Source organism: Micromonospora sp. NPDC048887 (assembly GCF_040649715.1).
Classification (GTDB): domain Bacteria; phylum Actinomycetota; class Actinomycetes; order Mycobacteriales; family Micromonosporaceae; genus Micromonospora.
This window is the reverse complement of sequence record NZ_JBEZGA010000002.1, coordinates 1-17,264: the sequence shown is the minus strand read 5'-3', so window position 1 is coordinate 17,264 and position 17,264 is coordinate 1. Positions and strand designations below refer to the sequence as shown.

Sequence of the window (17,264 nt, the reverse complement as noted above, 5' to 3'; positions counted from 1 at the left end):
CGGTGGCCACCGGCAGAGACGACGGAGCGCGGGCACCCGGTGGGGTGCCCGCGCTCCGGTCGGGTGCCGGCGGCCTCAGCCCTGGGCGGTGGCGGGCAGCTTGAGACCGTTGACCGGGGTGAGTGGCAGCAGCTTGCGGCCGGTCGGGCCGATCTGGATCTCGGTGTCCATGGACGGGCAGACGCCGCAGTCGAAGCAGGGCGTCCAGCGGCAGTCGTCCTGCTCGTACTCCGACAGCGAGTCCTGCCAGTCCTGCCAGAGCCAGTCCTTGTCCAGGCCGGAGTCGAGGTGGTCCCAGGGCAGGACCTCCAGCTCCTCGCGCTCCCGGGTGGTGTACCAGTCGAGGTCCACGCCGTACGCCGGCAGCACCTCGGCGGCGGCATCGACCCAGCGCTGGTACGAGAAGTGCTCGCTCCAGCCGTCGAACCGGCCGCCGTTCTCCCAGACCTTGCGGATCACCGCGCCGACCCGGCGGTCACCCCGGGACAGCAGGCCCTCGATCAGCGACGGCTCGCCGTCGTGGTAGCGGAAGCCGATCGCCCGGCCCAGCGACCGGTCGCTGTTGATCGCCTGCTTGAGCAGCTTGAGCCGGCCGTCGATGACCTCCGGCCGCTCCATCGAGGCCCACTGGAACGGGGTGTGCGGCTTCGGCACGAACCCGCCGATGGAGACCGTGCAGCGGATGTCCTTGGATCCGGTGGCCGCGCGGCCGGCCCGGATCACCTCGTGCGCCATGTCGGCGATCTCCAGGACGTCCTCGTCGGTCTCGGTGGGCAGGCCGCACATGAAGTAGAGCTTCACCTGGCGCCAGCCGTTGGAGTACGCGGTGACCACGGTGCGGATGAGGTCTTCCTTCGACACCATCTTGTTGATCACCTTGCGGATCCGCTCCGACCCGCCCTCCGGGGCGAACGTCAGACCGGTCCGCCGCCCGTTGCGGGACAGCTCCTGGGCCAGGTCGATGTTGAACGCGTCCACCCGGGTCGAGGGCAGCGACAGCGAGACGTTGGTGCCGGCGTACTGCTCGGCCAGGCCGGAGCACATGTCGCCGATCTCGGAGTGGTCGGCCGACGACAGCGACAGCAGGCCCACCTCGTGGAAGCCGGAGAACTCCAGCCCCTCCTTGACCATCTGGCCGACGGTGGTGATCGAGCGCTCCCGCACCGGTCGGGTGATCATGCCAGCCTGGCAGAACCGGCAGCCCCGGGTGCAACCGCGGAAGATCTCCACCGCGTACCGCTCGTGCACGGTCTCGGCGAGCGGGACCAGGGGCTTCTTCGGGTACGGCCAGGCGTCCAGGTCCATCGTCGTGCGCTTGTGCACGCGGAACGGCACGTCCGGGCGGTTCGGCACGACCCGCTGGATCCGGCCGTCCGGCAGGTAGTCGACGTCGTAGAAGCGCGGCACGTAGACGCTCTCGGTGCGGGCCAGCCGCAGCAGCAGCTCGTCCCGGCCGCCCGGGGAGCCCTCCGCCTTCCACTCCCGGACGATCGCGGTGATCTCCAGCACCGCCTCCTCGCCGTCGCCGAGCACCGCGGCGTCGACGAAGTCGGCGATCGGCTCCGGGTTGAACGCGGCGTGCCCGCCGGCCACGATCACCGGGTCGGCGTCGGTGCGGTCGGCGGCGAGCAGCGGGATGCCGGCCAGGTCGATCGCGGTGAGCAGGTTGGTGTAGCCCAGCTCGGTGGAGAACGAGACGCCGAACACGTCGAAGTCACGCACCGGACGGTGGGCGTCGACGGTGAACTGCGGCACGCCGTGGGCGCGCATCAGCTTCTCCAGGTCGGGCCAGACCGCGTAGGTGCGCTCGGCCAGCACGTCGGGCAGCTCGTTGAGCACCTCGTACAGGATCTGCACGCCCTGGTTGGGCAGACCCACCTCGTACGCGTCCGGGTACATCAGCGCCCAGCGGACGGTGGCCGCGTCCCAGTCCTTGACCACCGCTCCCAGCTCTCCACCCACGTACTGGATGGGCTTTGTCACCTGCGGCAGCAACGGCTCCAGCCGAGGCCAGACCGAGTTGGCGGCGGCGGGACGCGGGGTCGTGGACGGGGCACTCATGATGCCCAAGCGTACGCGGTGCCCCCGCCCTCCCCCGCCCTCCGCCCCGCCGCCACCCGCCCGCGCCCGGCTCCGCCGCGTTGATCAAGGAGTTTGCGTGCTGTTCCGCGCTCCTGACGGACACGAACTCCTTGATCACCGGCGTGGGGACTAGATCACCGGTGCGAGAGGGCGGGATTCGTGGTGGGTGGCGGGACGGTACTAACCTCGCAACGGGCGCGAGAGGAGATAGCCGCGATGCCGCAGCCGCAGCCGGCGGCGGGCCGGCCGGCCGACGGGGCCGAGATGCCGTCCGTCACCGAGCCGGCGACCGCCGTCGACACCGAGGACGCCACCGGCGCCTCGGCTCCGGCGTCTCCGTCCGCCGGCACGCCGGAGACCGCCGACGACCGGACCCCCGACCGGGCACCGGCCGAACGGCCGTCGGACGCCGCCGCCGACCAGACCCCCGCCGGGGCACCAGTCGACCGCTCGTCCGACGCCGACAGCAGGCCGCACGACGGTACGCCCGACCGCCGGCCGTCCGCCGCGTCCGGCGAGCAGCCGCGCGGTGCCGAGCCCGGTGACCGGCCGTCGGGCGACCACTCCGACGACTCGCCTCCGGACGTCCCGACCGCCCAGAGTCCGGCGACCTCGACCCTCGACCCGCAGTCCACGCCCGCGCCGACCGCGGCACCACAGGCCGGGACGACGGCGCAGACCGAAGCGGCGGCAGATTCCCCAGGCCCCGCCGAACCGACAGTGCGGGCCGAACCGACAGCGCAGGCCGAACCGACGGCGCGGGCCGAACCGACGGCGCGGGCCGAAGCCGCGCGGCAGGACGAACGAGCCGAACCGGCGGGGAGCCACGCGGACCCTGCCGGCACCGCCCTACTCGACGACGCCACCCCGCACCCGCCCGCCGACCCGGCGACCAGCGACGCGTTGACCAGCGACGCGGCGACCAGCGACGCTCCCGCCGGGACGCCGAGTGACACGGCCGAGGCACCGACCGCCGGGGCAGGATCGCCCGCACCGGTCACCCGGGCTCGGGGATCGGCACCGGTTCCGGGCCGCACCACGCCCGTACCCACTCCCCGGACCGGGCGCCGGCCGGATCCGACCCGGATCGACCTCGCGCCGCAGCCGCCCCGGGCCACCACCGCCCCGGACCCCACGAAGGTCGAGAACGCCGCCCGGGCCGCGAGCACGCCGGATCCCACACGGGTGGAGACGACCCCGGACCCGACCCGGGTCGAGGCGCCCGCGCCCCGCTGGAGTGGTTCCGCCGCCGTCCCGCCACCGCCGCCACGCCGGCCCGCCTGGGGGGAGTCCGCCGAGCCCACGCCGGTGCCGCCGCTCGCGTCGCCGGAACACGCCACACCTGTCGACCCGTGGGCGGGGGTGGACACCACCGGCTGGGAGCTGCACGCCCCGGAGCTGCCGCCCCTGACACCGACGCTGCCGTACACCGCGCCCTGGGCCGCGCCGAACCCGCACCCGGCCCACCCGGCCCCACCCGCGGCGCCACCGGCCCACCCGGCGCATTCCGCCCCGCAGCCGGCACCGCCCGCGGCCCATCCCGCGCCGCCCGCCGCCCGCCCGGTGTCGCCGCCGCCCGGCGCGCCGTACCCCGGCCCGGCCCGGCCGGTCTCGCCGCCGCCCAGCGCGCCCTACCCGGGACCGGCCCGGCCGGTCTCGCCGCCGCGCCACCCCGCACCGCCGGCCGCCCGTCCGATGCCACCGGCCGCGCCGCCGGCGAAGCCCGGACGGCCGCCGAAGCAGCGCCGGGGCAAGGCCGGACCGCCGGTCGCGCCGCCGCCCGGCTGGCAGCAGCCGCCCAAGCGGACCCGTCGCCGGCGCCGCTGGCCCTGGGTGCTGCTGCTCTCCATCGCCTGCTGCTGCGGACTGCCGCTCTGGTGGTTCCTGCCGATCTCCAGCCAGTACCCGGCCAGCGCCAGCCTTCCGGACCAGATCGACTCGATGCAGCTACGCCAGGACGAGAGCAGCCGGGCCGTCGCCGAGGAGCTGAAAGCCCGGGTACGCGAGTCGAACCTGCTCGCCGAGGACACGTTCGCCGGCATCTACACCACCAGCGACGGCAAGCGGGTGACGTTGTTCGGCAGCACCGGCCTGCGGTTCAGTCCGGAGTCGGACGCCAAGTCGGAACTCGACCGCCTCGCCGGGGACTACGCCCTGCAGGAGTCGGTGGTGGTGGACACCGGCGTGCGGGGACGCCACGAGCGCTGCGCGGTCGGCCGGGCGGACGGCGACTCGGTGGTGGTCTGCGTCTCGGCCGACCACGGCAGCCTCACCACCGGGGTGTTCACCCGGCTGTCGGTGGACGACAGCGGGCGGCTGCTGAACGACCTGCGCCAGCGCGTGGTGGTGCCGAAGTCCTGACCGCTCAGGCGGTCTGCTCGCCGCCGGCCTGGTCGCCCGTGGCCTGGTCGGCGCGCTTCGGCGCGTACCGCGGGACGTACACCTGGCCGCTGAGCTTCTGGATCTCGGCCATCATCTCGTCGGTCATCACGCGCAGCGACGTGCGGTCGTCGGAGCGGCCGGTGAAGTCCAGCGGCTTGCCGAACTTCATGGTGATCTTGGCGCGGCCCGGACGCGGGATCCGCGTACCGATCGGCTGGGCCTTGTCGGTGCCGGTCACGCCGACCGGGATGACCGGCACGCCCGCGGCGATCGCCAGCCGGACGGTGCCGGTACGCCCGCGGTAGAGCCGCCCGTCCGGGGAGCGGGTGCCCTCCGGGTAGACGGCGACCAGGTCACCGGCCTTGAGCACCGGGATCGCCGCGTCGAACGCGGTGAGCGCGGCCCGCCCACCGGCCCGCTCGACCGGGATCGCGCCCAGCCCGGTGAGCACGAACTTGGAGAAGCCGCCCTTGAGCCCGGTGCCGTTGAAGTACTCCGACTTGGCCCAGAACGCCAGGTGGCGGGGCACCACGGTGCCGAGGAGCAGTTCGTCGGCGACGGAGAGGTGGTTGCTGGCGAAGATCGCGCCGCCGGTCGCCGGGATGTGCTCCAAACCCTCCACGTGCGGACGGAAGGCCAACCGGAGCGCGGGTGCCACGGTGAGCTTGCCGATGGTGTAGAGCAGGGGCACGGGTCCTCCGGCGGTCGTACGTGAAACAGGCGCTGTCACGGTAGCCGACGCGGCCGTCCGCCACCGAGCGGGTGGCCCGCAGTCCACTCGCTGGGGCCGGGCCCTCCTCCACCCGAGGGGGTGCAGGAGGGCCCGGTCCGCTCACACCTTGCGGACCGTCACCGTCACGCGCTCGCCCTCGCCCGCCTCACCGGCGAAGCCGTCGAGGCCCTCGGCGAAGTCGACGCTGTCGGCCAGCACCTCCCGGGCCACGAAATCGGTGTACGCGGCGACCGCCGCGCGTACCTCCTCCGAGGCGGAGACGGCCACCGTGATCCGGTCCGAGACGTCCAGGTCGGCGTCGCGGCGGGCCTGCTGCACGACGCGGACCACGTCCCGGGCCAGCCCTTCGGCGGCGAGTTCCGGCGTGACCTCGGTGTCCAGCACGACCACTCCCTCACCGCCTGGTAGCGGCGCGGAGTGCTCGGCGTCGGCGGCGACCAGGCGCAGCTCGTACTCGCCCTCGGCGAGCGTGACCCCGGCGGCGACCGGGGCACCGTCGCGCAGCTCCCACTCCCCCGCCTTGACCGCCTTGATCACCTGCTGGACGGCCTTGCCGACACGCGGGCCGAGCGCCCGCGGCACCACGGTGAGCACCTGCTGGCAGTACGCGGACACCTCGTCGGTGAGCACGACCTCCTTGACGTTCACCTCGTCGGCGACCAGGTCGGCGAAGGGCCGCAGCTGGTCGGCGACCGGCGACGCCACGGTGAGCTTCGCCAGCGGCAGCCGCACCCGCAGGCCCTTTGCCTTGCGCAGGGACAGCGCCGCCGAGGCGACCGCCCGGACGTTGTCCATCGCGGAGACCAGTTCGTGGTCGGCCGGGAACTGCGCCGCCTGCGGCCAGTCGGTCAGGTGCACCGACCGCTCGCCGGTCAGCCCCCGCCAGATCTCCTCGGCGGTCAGCGGCGCCAGCGGCGCCACCACCCGGCACAGCGTCTCCAGCACGGTCCACAGCGTGTCGAACGCGTCCGCGTCGCCGGCCCAGAACCGGTCCCGGGACCGGCGCACGTACCAGTTGGTGAGCGCGTCCAGGTAGGACCGCACGGTGGCGCAGGCGCCGGAGATGTCGTACGCGTCCATCTGCGCGCCGACGGTCGCGACCAGCTCGTTCGTCTTCGCCAGCACGTACCGGTCGAGCACGTTCGCCGAGTCGGTACGACGACGCGCGGTGTGGCCGTCGGCGTTGGCGTAGAGCGAGAAGAAGTACCAGACGTTCCACAGCGGCAGCAGCACCTGGCGCACCGCGTCCCGGATGCCCGCCTCGGTGACCGCCATGTCGCCGCCGCGCAGCACCGGCGAGGACATCAGCATCCACCGCATCGCGTCCGACCCGTAGGCGTCGAAGACGTGGTAGACGTCCGGGTAGTTGCGCAGGCTCTTGGACATCTTGCGCCCGTCCGAGCCGAGCAGGATGCCGTGGCTCAGGCAGTTGCGGAACGCCGGCCTGTCGAACAGCGCGGTGGCCAGCACGTGCATGGTGTAGAACCAGCCGCGGGTCTGCCCGATGTACTCGACGATGAAGTCGCCCGGGTAGTGGTGCTCGAACCACTCGCGGTTCTCGAACGGGTAGTGCACCTGGGCGAACGGCATCGAGCCGGACTCGAACCAGCAGTCAAGCACCTCCGGCACCCGGCGCATCATCGACTTGCCCGTCGGGTCGTCCGGGTTGGGGCGGACCAGGTCGTCCACCGCCGGCCGGTGCAGGTCGGTCAGGCGTACGCCGAAGTCACGCTCGATGTCGGCGAGCGAGCCGTACACGTCGACGCGCGGGTAGTTCGGGTCGTCGGAGCGCCACACCGGGATCGGCGAGCCCCAGAACCGGTTCCGGCTGATCGACCAGTCCCGGGCGTTCGCGAGCCACTTGCCGAACGAGCCGTCCTTGATGTGGCCGGGGGTCCAGTTGATCTGCTGGTTCAGCTCGACCATCCGGTCCTTGAACGTCGTCACCGCGACGAACCACGACGACACCGCCTTGTAGACCAGCGGGGTGTCGCAGCGCCAGCAGTGCGGGTAGGAGTGGGTGTACGTGTCCTGCCGCAGCACCACCCCCCGCTCCTTCAGCTCCCGGATCACCGGCTTGTTCACGTCGAAGACCTGCTCGCCCTGGTACGGCGGCACCAGCGCGGTGAACCGCGTGTGGTCATCCACCGTCACGACGGTGGGGATGCCGGCGGCGTTGCAGGTGTTCTGGTCGTCCTCGCCGAAGGCGGGGGCCAGGTGGACGATCCCGGTGCCGTCCTCGGTGGTGACGAAGTCCGCGCCGAGCACCTGGTAGGCGTTCGGGCCGGCCGGCTCGACGAGGAAGTCGTACAGCGGCGTGTAGCGGCGTCCGACCAGGTCGCGGCCGTACACGGTGCCGACCTGCTCGTACCCCTCGAGTTCCTTGGCGTACGCGCCGAGGCGCGCGGCACCGACGACGTAGCGCTCGCCGTCGCGTTCCAGCAGCGCGTACTCGATGTCGGGGCCGACGGCGAGCGCCAGGTTCGACGGCAGGGTCCACGGCGTGGTCGTCCAGACGCCCAGCTTGACCGGCCCGCGCAGCGGCTCCGGCGCGTTCTCGTCGGCGGTCAGCTCGAACCAGACGGTGAGCGTCGGGTCGTGCCGGTCCCGGTAGACGTCGTCCATCCGGGTCTCGGTGTTCGACAGCGGCGTCTCGCACCGCCAGCAGTACGCGAGCACCCGGAAGCCCTCGTAGACCAGCCCCTTGTCGTGCAGGGTCTTGAAGGCCCACATGACGCTTTCCATGTAGTCCAGGTCGAGCGTCTTGTAGTCGTTGGCGAAGTCGACCCAGCGGGCCTGCCGGGTGACGTACCGCTCCCAGTCGTGGGTGAACTCCAGCACCGAGGTGCGGCAGGCGTCGTTGAACCGGGCCACGCCGAGGTCCAGGATCTCCGCCTTGGTGGTGATGCCGAGCTGCTTCTCGGCCACCACCTCGGCGGGCAGGCCGTGGCAGTCCCAGCCGAACCGGCGCTCGACGCGCCGCCCGCGCATGGTCTGGTAGCGCGGCACCACGTCCTTGACGTAGCCGGTGAACAGGTGCCCGTAGTGCGGCAGGCCGTTGGCGAACGGCGGGCCGTCGTAGAAGACGTACTCGTTCTCGCCGTCGCGGCCGGCGTCGCGGGCCTCCACCGACGCCTCGAAGGTCTTGTCGGCCGTCCAGTGCTCCAGCACCCGGCGCTCGACCGCGGGCAGGTCCGGGCTTGCCGGGACACCGGCGCCGGTCGGGTCGTGCAACGGATAGGCCATCGCCTGTCGCTCTCCCTCAGCAGCTCACTCGTCTGTGGTCTGCGAGGACGAGCCGAATCCGGTACGCCGTGAACGGCGTACCGGGCGTGGCCCGCGGTACCACCCCGCTTGGCGGCCGAGGTGCGACCGCCCGCTCGTTGGCCGGCTGTGACGGGCCGTCCCGTCCGGTTCTACTGAGCCGGTGACCCGGCCGTTCTTCCGGAGGCTCACCGGTGATGGCCGGGTCGTCGCCTGTGGGTTGAAGCGTACTCGACCTCCCACCCGCCGCGCCGCCGAGTATCGCCCGCCCCACCTCTCCCCCGGCGATCATGAGGTTGACGGCGACATCCGAGATCGACATCGCCGCCAACCTCATGATCAACGGAGTCGGCCGGGGGTCAGCGGCGCGACGGGGCCGTGAGAGTGGTGGTCCAGAGGGAGGCGCCGGAGCGGTCCCGCAGGTGCACCGTCAGGGCCGCCGACGGGCCGTCGATCGACACCTCGCCGAAGTGCTGGAAGCCCTCGGCCGGGGAGGTGTTGGCGCGCGGCGGCGCGTGCACGAAGACCGCCTTCGGGCCGAACGTGCCGTCGAGCGCGTTCGGGCCGAACGCACCGGCGTGCGCGGGGCCGGAGACGAACTCCCAGAACGGGCTGAAGTCGCCGACCGCCGCCCGCGCGCGCCGGGCGCGCCGAGCAGCGCGCCGCCGGCGACTCCGGCACCGGCGACCAGGCCGGCGCGGAGCAGGGTACGTCGATCGAAGTGCGTCATGGGTTCTCCCGGTCTCGGCAGTGTCGCCAGCCCGGTCTACCGGCCGCAGGGGGCCGGGAACTCCGGTCGAGGTGACCGGCATGTCAACGCCCGCTGTCCAGCGCCCGATCATGACCACCGTCACACCGCCGTCCCGTCACACCGCGCCCGCGCCACCTCGTCCTGTCCGCGTACCCAACCTCGAGGAGGCGGCGATGAGCCGGATGGACATGGTGGCGGTGGCACCGGAGGCGTACCAGGCCGTGCTGGGCCTGGAGAAGTACGTCCGGGCGAACGTGGACCACACCGTGCTGGAGCTGGTGAAGCTGCGGGCGTCGATGCGCAACGGCTGCGCGTTCTGCGTCGACATGCACAGCCGGGACGCGCTGGCGGCCGGTGAGGACAGCCGCCGGCTGTTCGCTGTGGCGGCGTGGCGCGAGGCGCCGTTCTTCGACGAGCGGGAGCGGGCCGCGCTGGCCCTCACCGACGCGGTGACCCGGCTCGGCGAGCACGGCGTGCCGGACGAGGTCTGGGACGCCGCGGCGAAGGTGTGGTCGGAGAAGGAACTGGCGGACCTGGTGATGGCGATCGCCACCATCAACGTGTGGAACCGGATCGCGGTGACCTGCCAGACCCAGCCGCCCGCCCTGGCCTGAGGGCGGCCCTGGTCTGACGGCGGCCTGTGTCTGAATGCGGACACACGACGGCCCCGGTCCCGCGAAGACGCGGGGCCGGGGCCGTCGGCGGGTCGGTCAGGCCAGCTCGGGGAACCAGAGCGCGATCTCGCGCTTGGCGCTGTCCGCCGAGTCGGAGGCGTGCACCAGGTTCTCCCGGTTCGACAGCGACAGGTCGCCGCGGATGGTGCCGGCGGCGGCCTTGCGGCCGTCGGTGCTGCCGATCATCGCGCGCACCACCTCGATCACCTGGTCGCCGGAGAGCACGAGCGCCACCAGCGGTCCGCTGGTCATGAACGTCTTCAGCGGCGGGTAGAACGGCTTGTCGACGTGCTCGGCGTAGTGCTGGTCGGCGAAGTCGCCGTCCATGGTCCGGCTCACCATCGCGTCGATCCGCAGGCCCTTGCGCTCGAAGCGGGACAGGATCTCGCCCACCAGACCCCGGCGCACCGCGTCGGGCTTGATCAGTACGAGCGTCCGCTCGTCCGGGCTGCTGCTGGACACGCTGGTTGCCTCCTGTGCGCTCAACGGGGTTCGGCTGGGTACGGTCAGCGTAGCGACCCGGTCCCGACGCCGGCGCGGCGGCTGCGTCTTCCCTGGCCCGCCGCGGCGGCCTAGCCTGACCATGGAACCCCTGGGAGGTCCACTGTGGCGAATGGCGGGAACCGCACGATCGCGCCGGTACGCAAACTGATCGGCGTGGTGCTGGGCACCGTCGCCACCTTCGTGACGGTGTTCGGGCTCGGCATGACGAGCTGGGCCATCGTGGCCCTCGGCGTCGCCCTGCTCGTGCTGGCGATCGCCCTGGCCACGGTGCGCGGCGGCGGTCGCACCTGGGTGATCGGCCTGGGGCACGTGCACAGCGCCTCCGAGCCACCCACCCAGTACGCGTTCGGCCGGTGCGAGCTGCAACTCGTCATCGACGCGCCGGGGCTGCCGCCCCGCTCCAAGAAGATCATCGAGCCTCGGGTGCCGGTCGCCAAGTGGCCCTCGCTGGGCCAGGCGCTGCCGGTCCGGGTGGCGCTCGACGACCAGCGGCACGTACGCGTGCTCTGGGACGAGGTGCCCACGCACACGGAGAGCGCCGCCGCCGTCGCCGATATGCCGCCCGAGTACGCCCCCGAGCCGGACCCGCTGGACGAGCCGCTGATCGCGCAGGAGGCGCCGCCGTGGGCCGGGCGCGCGCCGGAGGACGACTTCCGCGACGACTACCCGCCCGCGCCGGACCCGTACCTGGACGACGTCCCGCCCCGGGCCGAGGAACGCGAGCCGGTGGTGCTGCACCAGAGCCCTGGCGGCCCGGTGGTGCTGGAGGGGCAGCTCGTCGAACGGGCCGCCACCACCGGCCCGCTCCCCCGCCGTGCCCCCGCGCCCCGCGCACCGGCCGAGGAGCCGGCCGACACGGTGCGTGTCGACACGGTGCTCGCCGACCCCGGACCGGCGGTCGACCCTGAACCGGCAGCCGACGCCGGACCGGTAGCCGACCCCGCGCCGGCAGCTGACACCCTGCCCGACCCGATCGACGTGCCGCTGGACGATCCCTCGGACTCTCCTCGGCGCTCCGACGTGCCGCCGACCGCCGAGGAACTGGACGAGGCGATCTTCGGCTCGGCCGAGCCGGACGATCTGGCCAGCCCGATCAGTGGCGTCGGCATCACGCTGCTCGTCGCCGACCTGGACCGGTCCCTCGACTTCTACCGCGAACTGGGCTTCGACGAACTGGACCGGGGCGAGGGCAACGCCGTGCTCTCCTCCGGCCCGACCCGGCTGGTGCTGCGCCGGGTGACCGGTGCCGCCCCGATCAGCCGCCGGCTGGTGCACGTCAACCTGGAGGTGGACGACATCCAGGGGGCGTACGAGCGGCTGCGCGACTCCGGCGTCCGGTTCACGTACGCCCCGCGCGTGGTCAACCGGGGCACCAAGCTGGAGGTGTGGGCGGCGGCGTTCCGCGACCCCGACGGCCACGGCGTGGCCCTGACCCAGTGGCGCACGCTCGCCGACGCCTGAGCCGTACCCGGCGGCCGTCCTCAGCCGAGGATGACCCGCCGCACGTGCAGCGCGTACGCCCACACCAGCGCGAACATCACCCCGAGCGCGAACAGCGACCAGTGCAGCAGCCCGGAGAGCAGCAGCAGACCCTGGAGCACGGTGCCGGCGTGCCACGCCCACGGGCGGCGCATCATGCCGGCCAGCACCACGCAGGCGACCGCCAGCGCCACGATCGCGCCGATCGCCGCGCCGCTCAGGTCACCGCCGACCACCCGGATCGGCTGGATGGCCAGCAGCAGCACCAGCGCCTCCAGCGACATCGTGCCGGCGCCCAGCCCGCGTACCGCCTTGTCCGGGTTCCGTAGCCCGGACCGCCGCCCGCCGTCCGGCGCCCGGTCCTCCGCCGCGTCGCCAGCCGGCTGCTGCGGACCCGTCGCCTGCTCCGGACCCGTCGGCTGCTCAGCGCCGGCCGGGCGCTGCTGCGGGCCGGTCATCGCTTGAGCAGCCGGCGGGCGTCGGCCACTGTCACCACCGATCCGGTGATCAGCACGCCCACCCCGGACAGTTCGCCCGGCACGTCCGCCTCGGCCTCCGCCACGGCCGCCTCGATGGCGTCGGGCATCTCCCGGGTCGCCTGCACCCGCTCCGGCCCGAAGATCTCCCGCGCCAGCGCGGCCAGCTCGTCCACCGGCATCGCCCGGGCCGAGCTGTTCTCCGCCACCACGATCGAGTCGAGCACCGGTTCGAGCAGTTCCAGCAGGCTCGCCGCGTCCTTGTCGCCGAGCACCGCCAGCACGCCGACGAGCTTGCTGAACGCGAACTCCTCCTGCACGGCGGCGACCGTGGCAGCCATCCCGTGCGGGTTGTGCGCGCCGTCGAGCAGCACCGTCGGGGCGGTACGCACCCGCTCCAGCCGGCCCGGCGAACTGGTGGCGGCGAAGCCCTCACGGACCGCCTCGATGTCGAGCTGCCGCCGGGCCCCGGCGCCCAGGAACGCCTCCACGGCGGCGAGCGCCACCGCCGCGTTCTGCGCCTGGTGCGCGCCGTGCAGCGGGATGAAGATCTCCTCGTACACCCCGCCCAGGCCCTGGATGGTCAGCACCTGGCCGCCGACGGCCACCGCGCGGCGCAGCACGCCGAACTCGGCGCCCTCCCGCGCGACGGTGGCGTTCACCTCGGCGCAGCGTTCCAGGATCGGCCGGGCCGCATCCTCCTCCTGCGCCGCCGCGATGACTGTGGCGCCGGGGTGGATGATGCCCGCCTTGTGCAGCGCGATGTCCTCGATCGTGTCGCCGAGCCACTCGGTGTGGTCCAGCCCGATCGGGGTGATCACGGCGACGCCGGCCTGGATGACGTTCGTCGCGTCCTCCGCGCCGCCGAGCCCGACCTCCACCACCGCCACGTCGACCGGAGCGTCGGCGAACGTGGCGAACGCCAGCGCCGTGGTCATGTCGAAGTAGGTCAGCGGCTCGGCGAACCGCTGGTCGACCAGCTCGGCCAGCGGCGCGATCTCGCGGTACGTGGACACGAACCGCTCCTCGCTCACCGATTCGCCGTCCAGGCTGATCCGCTCCCGGACGGTCTCCAGGTGCGGGCTCGTGTAGCGGCCGGTGTGCAGCCCGAACGCCCGCAGCAGCGAGTCGATCATCCGGGCCGTCGAGGTCTTGCCGTTGGTTCCGGTCAGGTGGATCGACGGGTACGCCCGCTGCGGGCTGCCCAGCAGGTCGAGCAGGGTCTCGATCTTCTCCAGCTCGAAGTGCATCCGGGTGAAGCCGCGCGCGTTGAGCGCGGCCTCCACCTCGGCGAACTCGGTGCGGTCGCTCATGCGGCACCACTTTCCGTTCGCGACTGCGGGGCTCGCGCCCCCGGCTCTCTCCTCGCGCTCACGAGGGCAGCGCCTCCAGGGCGGCGTCGATCCGGACCAGGTCCGCCTCGGCCACCGCCAGCCGTTCGCGGATCTTCGCCACCACCGGTTCGGGCGCCTTGCCGACGAACGCCGGATTGTCCAGCTTCGCCCGCGCCTGGGTGGCCTCCTTCTCGGCCGCCGCCCGGTCCTTGGTGAGCCGGGCGCGCTCGGCGGCCACGTCGATCGAGCCGCGGGTGTCGAGCGCGACGCTCACCGCACCGGGCATGGCGAGCGTGGCGCTGGCCTGGAAGCCGTCGCCGGGCGCGTCGAGCCGGGCCAGCGAGCGCACCAGCGGCTCGTGCGCCGCGATGCCCGCGCCGGCCAGGCCGTCGAGCCGCGCCGCGACCCGCTGGGTCGGCCGCAGCCCCTGGTCGGAGCGGAACCGCCGGACCTCGGTCACCACCCGCTGAAGCGTGGCGACCTCGCCCTCCGCGGCGTCGTCGATCAGGGTACGGTCGGCGACCGGCCAGGACGCCGTCAGCACGGTCTCGCCGCCGCTGAGCGCGGACCACAGCTCGTCGGTGACGAACGGGATGACCGGGTGCAGCAGCCGCAGGAGCTGGTCCAGCACGTGTCCGAGCACCCGGCGGGTGGTGTCGGCAGCCGGCCCACCCTCGGCGAGCACCGGCTTGCTCAGCTCCACGTACCAGTCGCAGACGTCGTCCCAGGCGAAGTGGTAGAGCAGGTCACAGACCTTGGCGAACTCGTACGCCTCGAACTGCTCGTCCACCTCGGCCGTGACGTGCGCCAGCCGGGACAGGATCCACCTGTCGACGGTGGATAGGCCTGCGGCGTCCGGCAGCGGGCCGTCGGTGTGCGCGCCGTTCAGGAGCGCGAAGCGGGTGGCGTTCCAGAGCTTGTTGCAGAAGTTGCGGGAGCCCTGGCACCACTCCTCGCTGACCGGCACGTCCTGACCGGGGTTCGCGCCCCGGGCCAGCGTGAACCGGGTCGCGTCGGCGCCGAAGCGGTCGATCCAGTCCAGCGGGTCCACCACGTTGCCGAACGACTTCGACATCTTCTTGCCGTGCTCGTCGCGGACCATGCCGTGCAGCGCCACCACGTCGAACGGCTGCACGCCGTCCATCGCGTACAGGCCGAACATCATCATCCGGGCGACCCAGAAGAACAGGATGTCGTAGCCGGTGACGAGCACGCTGGTCGGGTAGAACTTCGCCAGGTCGGGGGTGCGCTCGGGCCAGCCGAGCGTGGAGAACGGCCACAGGCCGCTGGAGAACCAGGTGTCCAGGACGTCCTCGTCCTGCCGCCAGCCCTCGCCGGTCGGCGGCTCCTCGTCCGGGCCGACGCAGACGATCTCGCCGTCCGGGCCGTACCAGACGGGGATGCGGTGGCCCCACCACAGCTGGCGGGAAATGCACCAGTCATGCATGTTGTCGACCCAGGCGAAGTAGCGCTTGGCCAGCTCGGCCGGCTCGATCTTCACCCGGCCGTCGCGCACCGCGTCACCGGCCGCCTTCGCCAGCGGCGCGGTGTTGACGAACCACTGCAACGACAGGCGCGGCTCGACAGTCGTCTTGCACCGCGAGCAGTGCCCCACCGCGTGCAGGTACGGCCGCTTCTCGGCCACGATCCGGCCCTGCTCGCGCAGCGCCGCGACGATCGCCGGCCGGGCCTCGTACCGGTCCAGGCCCTGGAACGGGCCGGGCGCGGTGATGACGCCGCGCTCGTCCATGATCGTCAGCGAGGGCAGGTCGTGCCGCTGGCCGATCTCGAAGTCGTTCGGGTCGTGCGCCGGGGTCACCTTGACCATGCCGGTGCCGAAGCTCGGGTCGACGTGCTCGTCGGCGACGATCGGGATGCGCCGGTCGGTGAGCGGAAGCTCCACCTCGGTGCCGATCAGGTGCCGGTAGCGCTCGTCGTCGGGGTGCACCGCCACCGCCGTGTCGCCGAGCATCGTCTCCGCGCGGGTGGTCGCCACCACGACCTCGTCGCCGTAGCGGATCGACACCAGCTCGCCCTCGTCGTCGGTGTGCTCCACCTCGATGTCGGACAGCGCGGTGAGGCAACGCGGGCACCAGTTGATGATCCGGTTGGCCCGGTAGATGAGCCCGTCGTCGAAGAGCTTCTTGAACATGGTCTGCACGGCCCGGGACAGGCCCTCGTCCATGGTGAAGCGCTCACGGTCCCAGTCGACCGCGTCGCCGAGCCGGCGCATCTGGCCGAGGATCGCGCCGCCGGACTCGGCCTTCCACTGCCAGACCCGCTCGACGAACTTCTCCCGTCCGAGGTCGTGGCGGGACAGCCCTTCCCCGGCGAGCTGCCGCTCGACCAGGTTCTGGGTGGCGATACCGGCGTGGTCCATGCCCGGCAGCCAGAGCGCCTCGTGCCCCTGCATCTTCTTGCGCCGGGTGAGCGCGTCCATGAGGGTGTGCTCGAACGCGTGCCCCATGTGCAGCGACCCGGTGACGTTCGGCGGCGGGATGACGATGGTGAACGGCGGCTTCTCGCTGTCCGCCGACGCCCGGAAGTGGCCGCCGGCTACCCACTGCTCGTACCGTCGCTGCTCTACCTCGCCGGGCTGGTACTGGCCGGCGAGGGTCGGGGCGTCGGGGCGTCGGGCATCCAGTCTCTCGGTCACCCTGAAAGTCTACGGAGCGCTTTCGGGGACCCGACGTGCACCACCTGTGATTCGCGTACGGTGGCGGTCATGTCCGATGCGCATCTCACGGAGCGCGCGGTCGACGGGGGTTCCGATCCGTTCGAGCTGACCGAAGAGCCGATCGAGCTGAGCCGCCGCGACCCCGCGCAGGAGTCCGAACGCCGTCCGTTCTCGCGGCGCCGGAAGATCGTCCTTGCCGCCCTGGTCGCGGCCGGCCTGGCCGGTGCCGGCGCCTTCGGAGTGGGCGGCTGGCGCGTGCTCCAGCAGAAGGACACGACCCTCGGCCAGCCCGCCGAGGTGGCCGGGCTGGTGCGGGACGACAGTGAGCGGGCCCGCAGCACCGCTGAGTACCTGCGCGACGGGCTGGCCGCCGACATCGAGCTGGACCGCAGCTTCGGGGCTGTCTACTCCGACCGGGGAGACGTCAAGCGCTCGGTGCTCCTGTTCGGCGGCACCACGCTGCTGTGGCAGCCCGAACGCGACCTGGACACCCTGTTCGGGCTGATGGCGGACGAGACCGGCCGGGTGGCCGGGTTGCGCGAGGTGGACGCCGGCCGCCTGGGCGGCGTGATGAAGTGCGGTACGACCACCGGCGACGGTGGCGACTTCGCGGTGTGCGGCTGGGCCGACCACGGCAGCGTCGTAATGGGGATGTTCCCGGGCCGCCGGATCGACGACGCGGCAGCGCTGTTCCGCGACATCCGCGAGTCCGTCCAGAGCCGCTGACCCCGCTCATCCGAGGGCTGGCTCCGGCCGGCTTTCCGGGACTCAACGCAATTCAGGGCCACCCCGTGCGGGGTGGCCCTGAATTGAAAGATTGTCCGGCGGTGTCCTACTCTCCCACACCCTCCCGAGTGCAGTACCATCGGCGCTGGAGGGCTTAGCTTCCGGGTTCGGAATGTGACCGG

11 protein-coding genes, 1 rRNA gene and 1 pseudogene are annotated in these 17,264 nt (G+C 72.6%); 4 read left to right on the top strand and 9 right to left on the bottom strand.

Going from position 1 to position 17,264, the window contains the following annotated elements; translation table 11 throughout:
* Nucleotides 1-75: 75 nt before the first annotated feature.
* A complete protein-coding gene (locus AB0C17_RS03195) occupies nt 76-2,061 on the bottom strand; it encodes a TIGR03960 family B12-binding radical SAM protein (protein WP_357476426.1) in 1,986 nt (661 codons plus the stop codon).
* A gap of 237 nt (nt 2,062-2,298) precedes the next feature.
* Here AB0C17_RS03195 and AB0C17_RS03190 point away from each other — a divergent pair, with 237 nt between their 5' ends.
* Nucleotides 2,299-4,443, top strand: coding sequence for a hypothetical protein (locus AB0C17_RS03190; protein WP_357474323.1), 2,145 nt, complete (start codon nt 2,299-2,301; stop codon nt 4,441-4,443).
* Nucleotides 4,444-4,447: 4 nt separating this feature from the next.
* On the opposite strand, the gene AB0C17_RS03185 is transcribed toward AB0C17_RS03190, so the two are convergent.
* From AB0C17_RS03185 to AB0C17_RS03175, 3 genes and pseudogenes are all read right to left on the bottom strand, one after another.
* Complete coding sequence (locus AB0C17_RS03185; RefSeq protein WP_357391067.1) at nt 4,448-5,155, bottom strand: lysophospholipid acyltransferase family protein; 708 nt, start codon at nt 5,153-5,155, stop codon at nt 4,448-4,450.
* Nucleotides 5,156-5,296: 141 nt separating this feature from the next.
* Complete coding sequence (gene ileS / locus AB0C17_RS03180; RefSeq protein WP_357391065.1) at nt 5,297-8,443, bottom strand: isoleucine--tRNA ligase; 3,147 nt, start codon at nt 8,441-8,443, stop codon at nt 5,297-5,299.
* Between the two features lie 377 nt (nt 8,444-8,820).
* A pseudogene (locus tag AB0C17_RS03175) lies at nt 8,821-9,099 on the bottom strand (alkaline phosphatase); the annotation flags it as partial.
* Between the two features lie 286 nt (nt 9,100-9,385).
* Between AB0C17_RS03175 and AB0C17_RS03170 the strand changes: the two are divergent.
* Nucleotides 9,386-9,826: a carboxymuconolactone decarboxylase family protein gene (locus AB0C17_RS03170; RefSeq protein ID WP_357391061.1), complete on the top strand. Its 441-nt coding sequence runs from the start codon at nt 9,386-9,388 to the stop codon at nt 9,824-9,826.
* A 96-nt stretch (nt 9,827-9,922) separates the two neighbouring features.
* Here the strand turns inward: AB0C17_RS03170 and ndk are convergent, their stop codons facing one another.
* Nucleotides 9,923-10,348 (bottom strand): nucleoside-diphosphate kinase, encoded by a 426-nt coding sequence (gene ndk, locus AB0C17_RS03165; RefSeq protein ID WP_030503075.1) that lies wholly within the window; start codon nt 10,346-10,348, stop codon nt 9,923-9,925.
* A 144-nt stretch (nt 10,349-10,492) separates the two neighbouring features.
* Here ndk and AB0C17_RS03160 point away from each other — a divergent pair, with 144 nt between their 5' ends.
* On the top strand, nt 10,493-11,851 hold the full coding sequence (locus tag AB0C17_RS03160; RefSeq protein ID WP_357474318.1) for a VOC family protein: 1,359 nt from the start codon (nt 10,493-10,495) through the stop codon (nt 11,849-11,851).
* Nucleotides 11,852-11,871: 20 nt separating this feature from the next.
* Here AB0C17_RS03160 and AB0C17_RS03155 read toward each other — a convergent pair whose 3' ends face one another.
* The 3 genes from AB0C17_RS03155 to AB0C17_RS03145 are packed head-to-tail and all read right to left on the bottom strand — an operon-like array spanning nt 11,872 to nt 16,335.
* Nucleotides 11,872-12,327 carry a DUF4233 domain-containing protein gene (locus AB0C17_RS03155; RefSeq protein WP_357474315.1) on the bottom strand — a complete coding sequence of 152 codons (456 nt, stop codon included), beginning with the start codon at nt 12,325-12,327 and terminating at the stop codon, nt 11,872-11,874.
* The gene (locus tag AB0C17_RS03150; RefSeq protein WP_357474312.1) at nt 12,324-13,658 is read right to left on the bottom strand and encodes a folylpolyglutamate synthase/dihydrofolate synthase family protein; all 1,335 of its coding nucleotides are present in this window, start codon (nt 13,656-13,658) and stop codon (nt 12,324-12,326) included. Before AB0C17_RS03150 ends, AB0C17_RS03155 begins: the two co-directional genes overlap by 4 nt.
* Before the next feature lie 58 nt (nt 13,659-13,716).
* A complete protein-coding gene (locus AB0C17_RS03145; protein WP_357391053.1) occupies nt 13,717-16,335 on the bottom strand; it encodes a valine--tRNA ligase in 2,619 nt (872 codons plus the stop codon).
* A 69-nt stretch (nt 16,336-16,404) separates the two neighbouring features.
* Between AB0C17_RS03145 and AB0C17_RS03140 the strand changes: the two genes are divergently transcribed.
* Nucleotides 16,405-17,082, top strand: a complete 678-nt coding sequence (locus tag AB0C17_RS03140) for a hypothetical protein (RefSeq protein ID WP_357391051.1) — start codon at nt 16,405-16,407, stop codon at nt 17,080-17,082.
* A 93-nt stretch (nt 17,083-17,175) separates the two neighbouring features.
* Here AB0C17_RS03140 and rrf read toward each other — a convergent pair.
* Nucleotides 17,176-17,264, bottom strand: a 5S ribosomal RNA gene (gene rrf, locus AB0C17_RS03135); the annotation flags it as partial.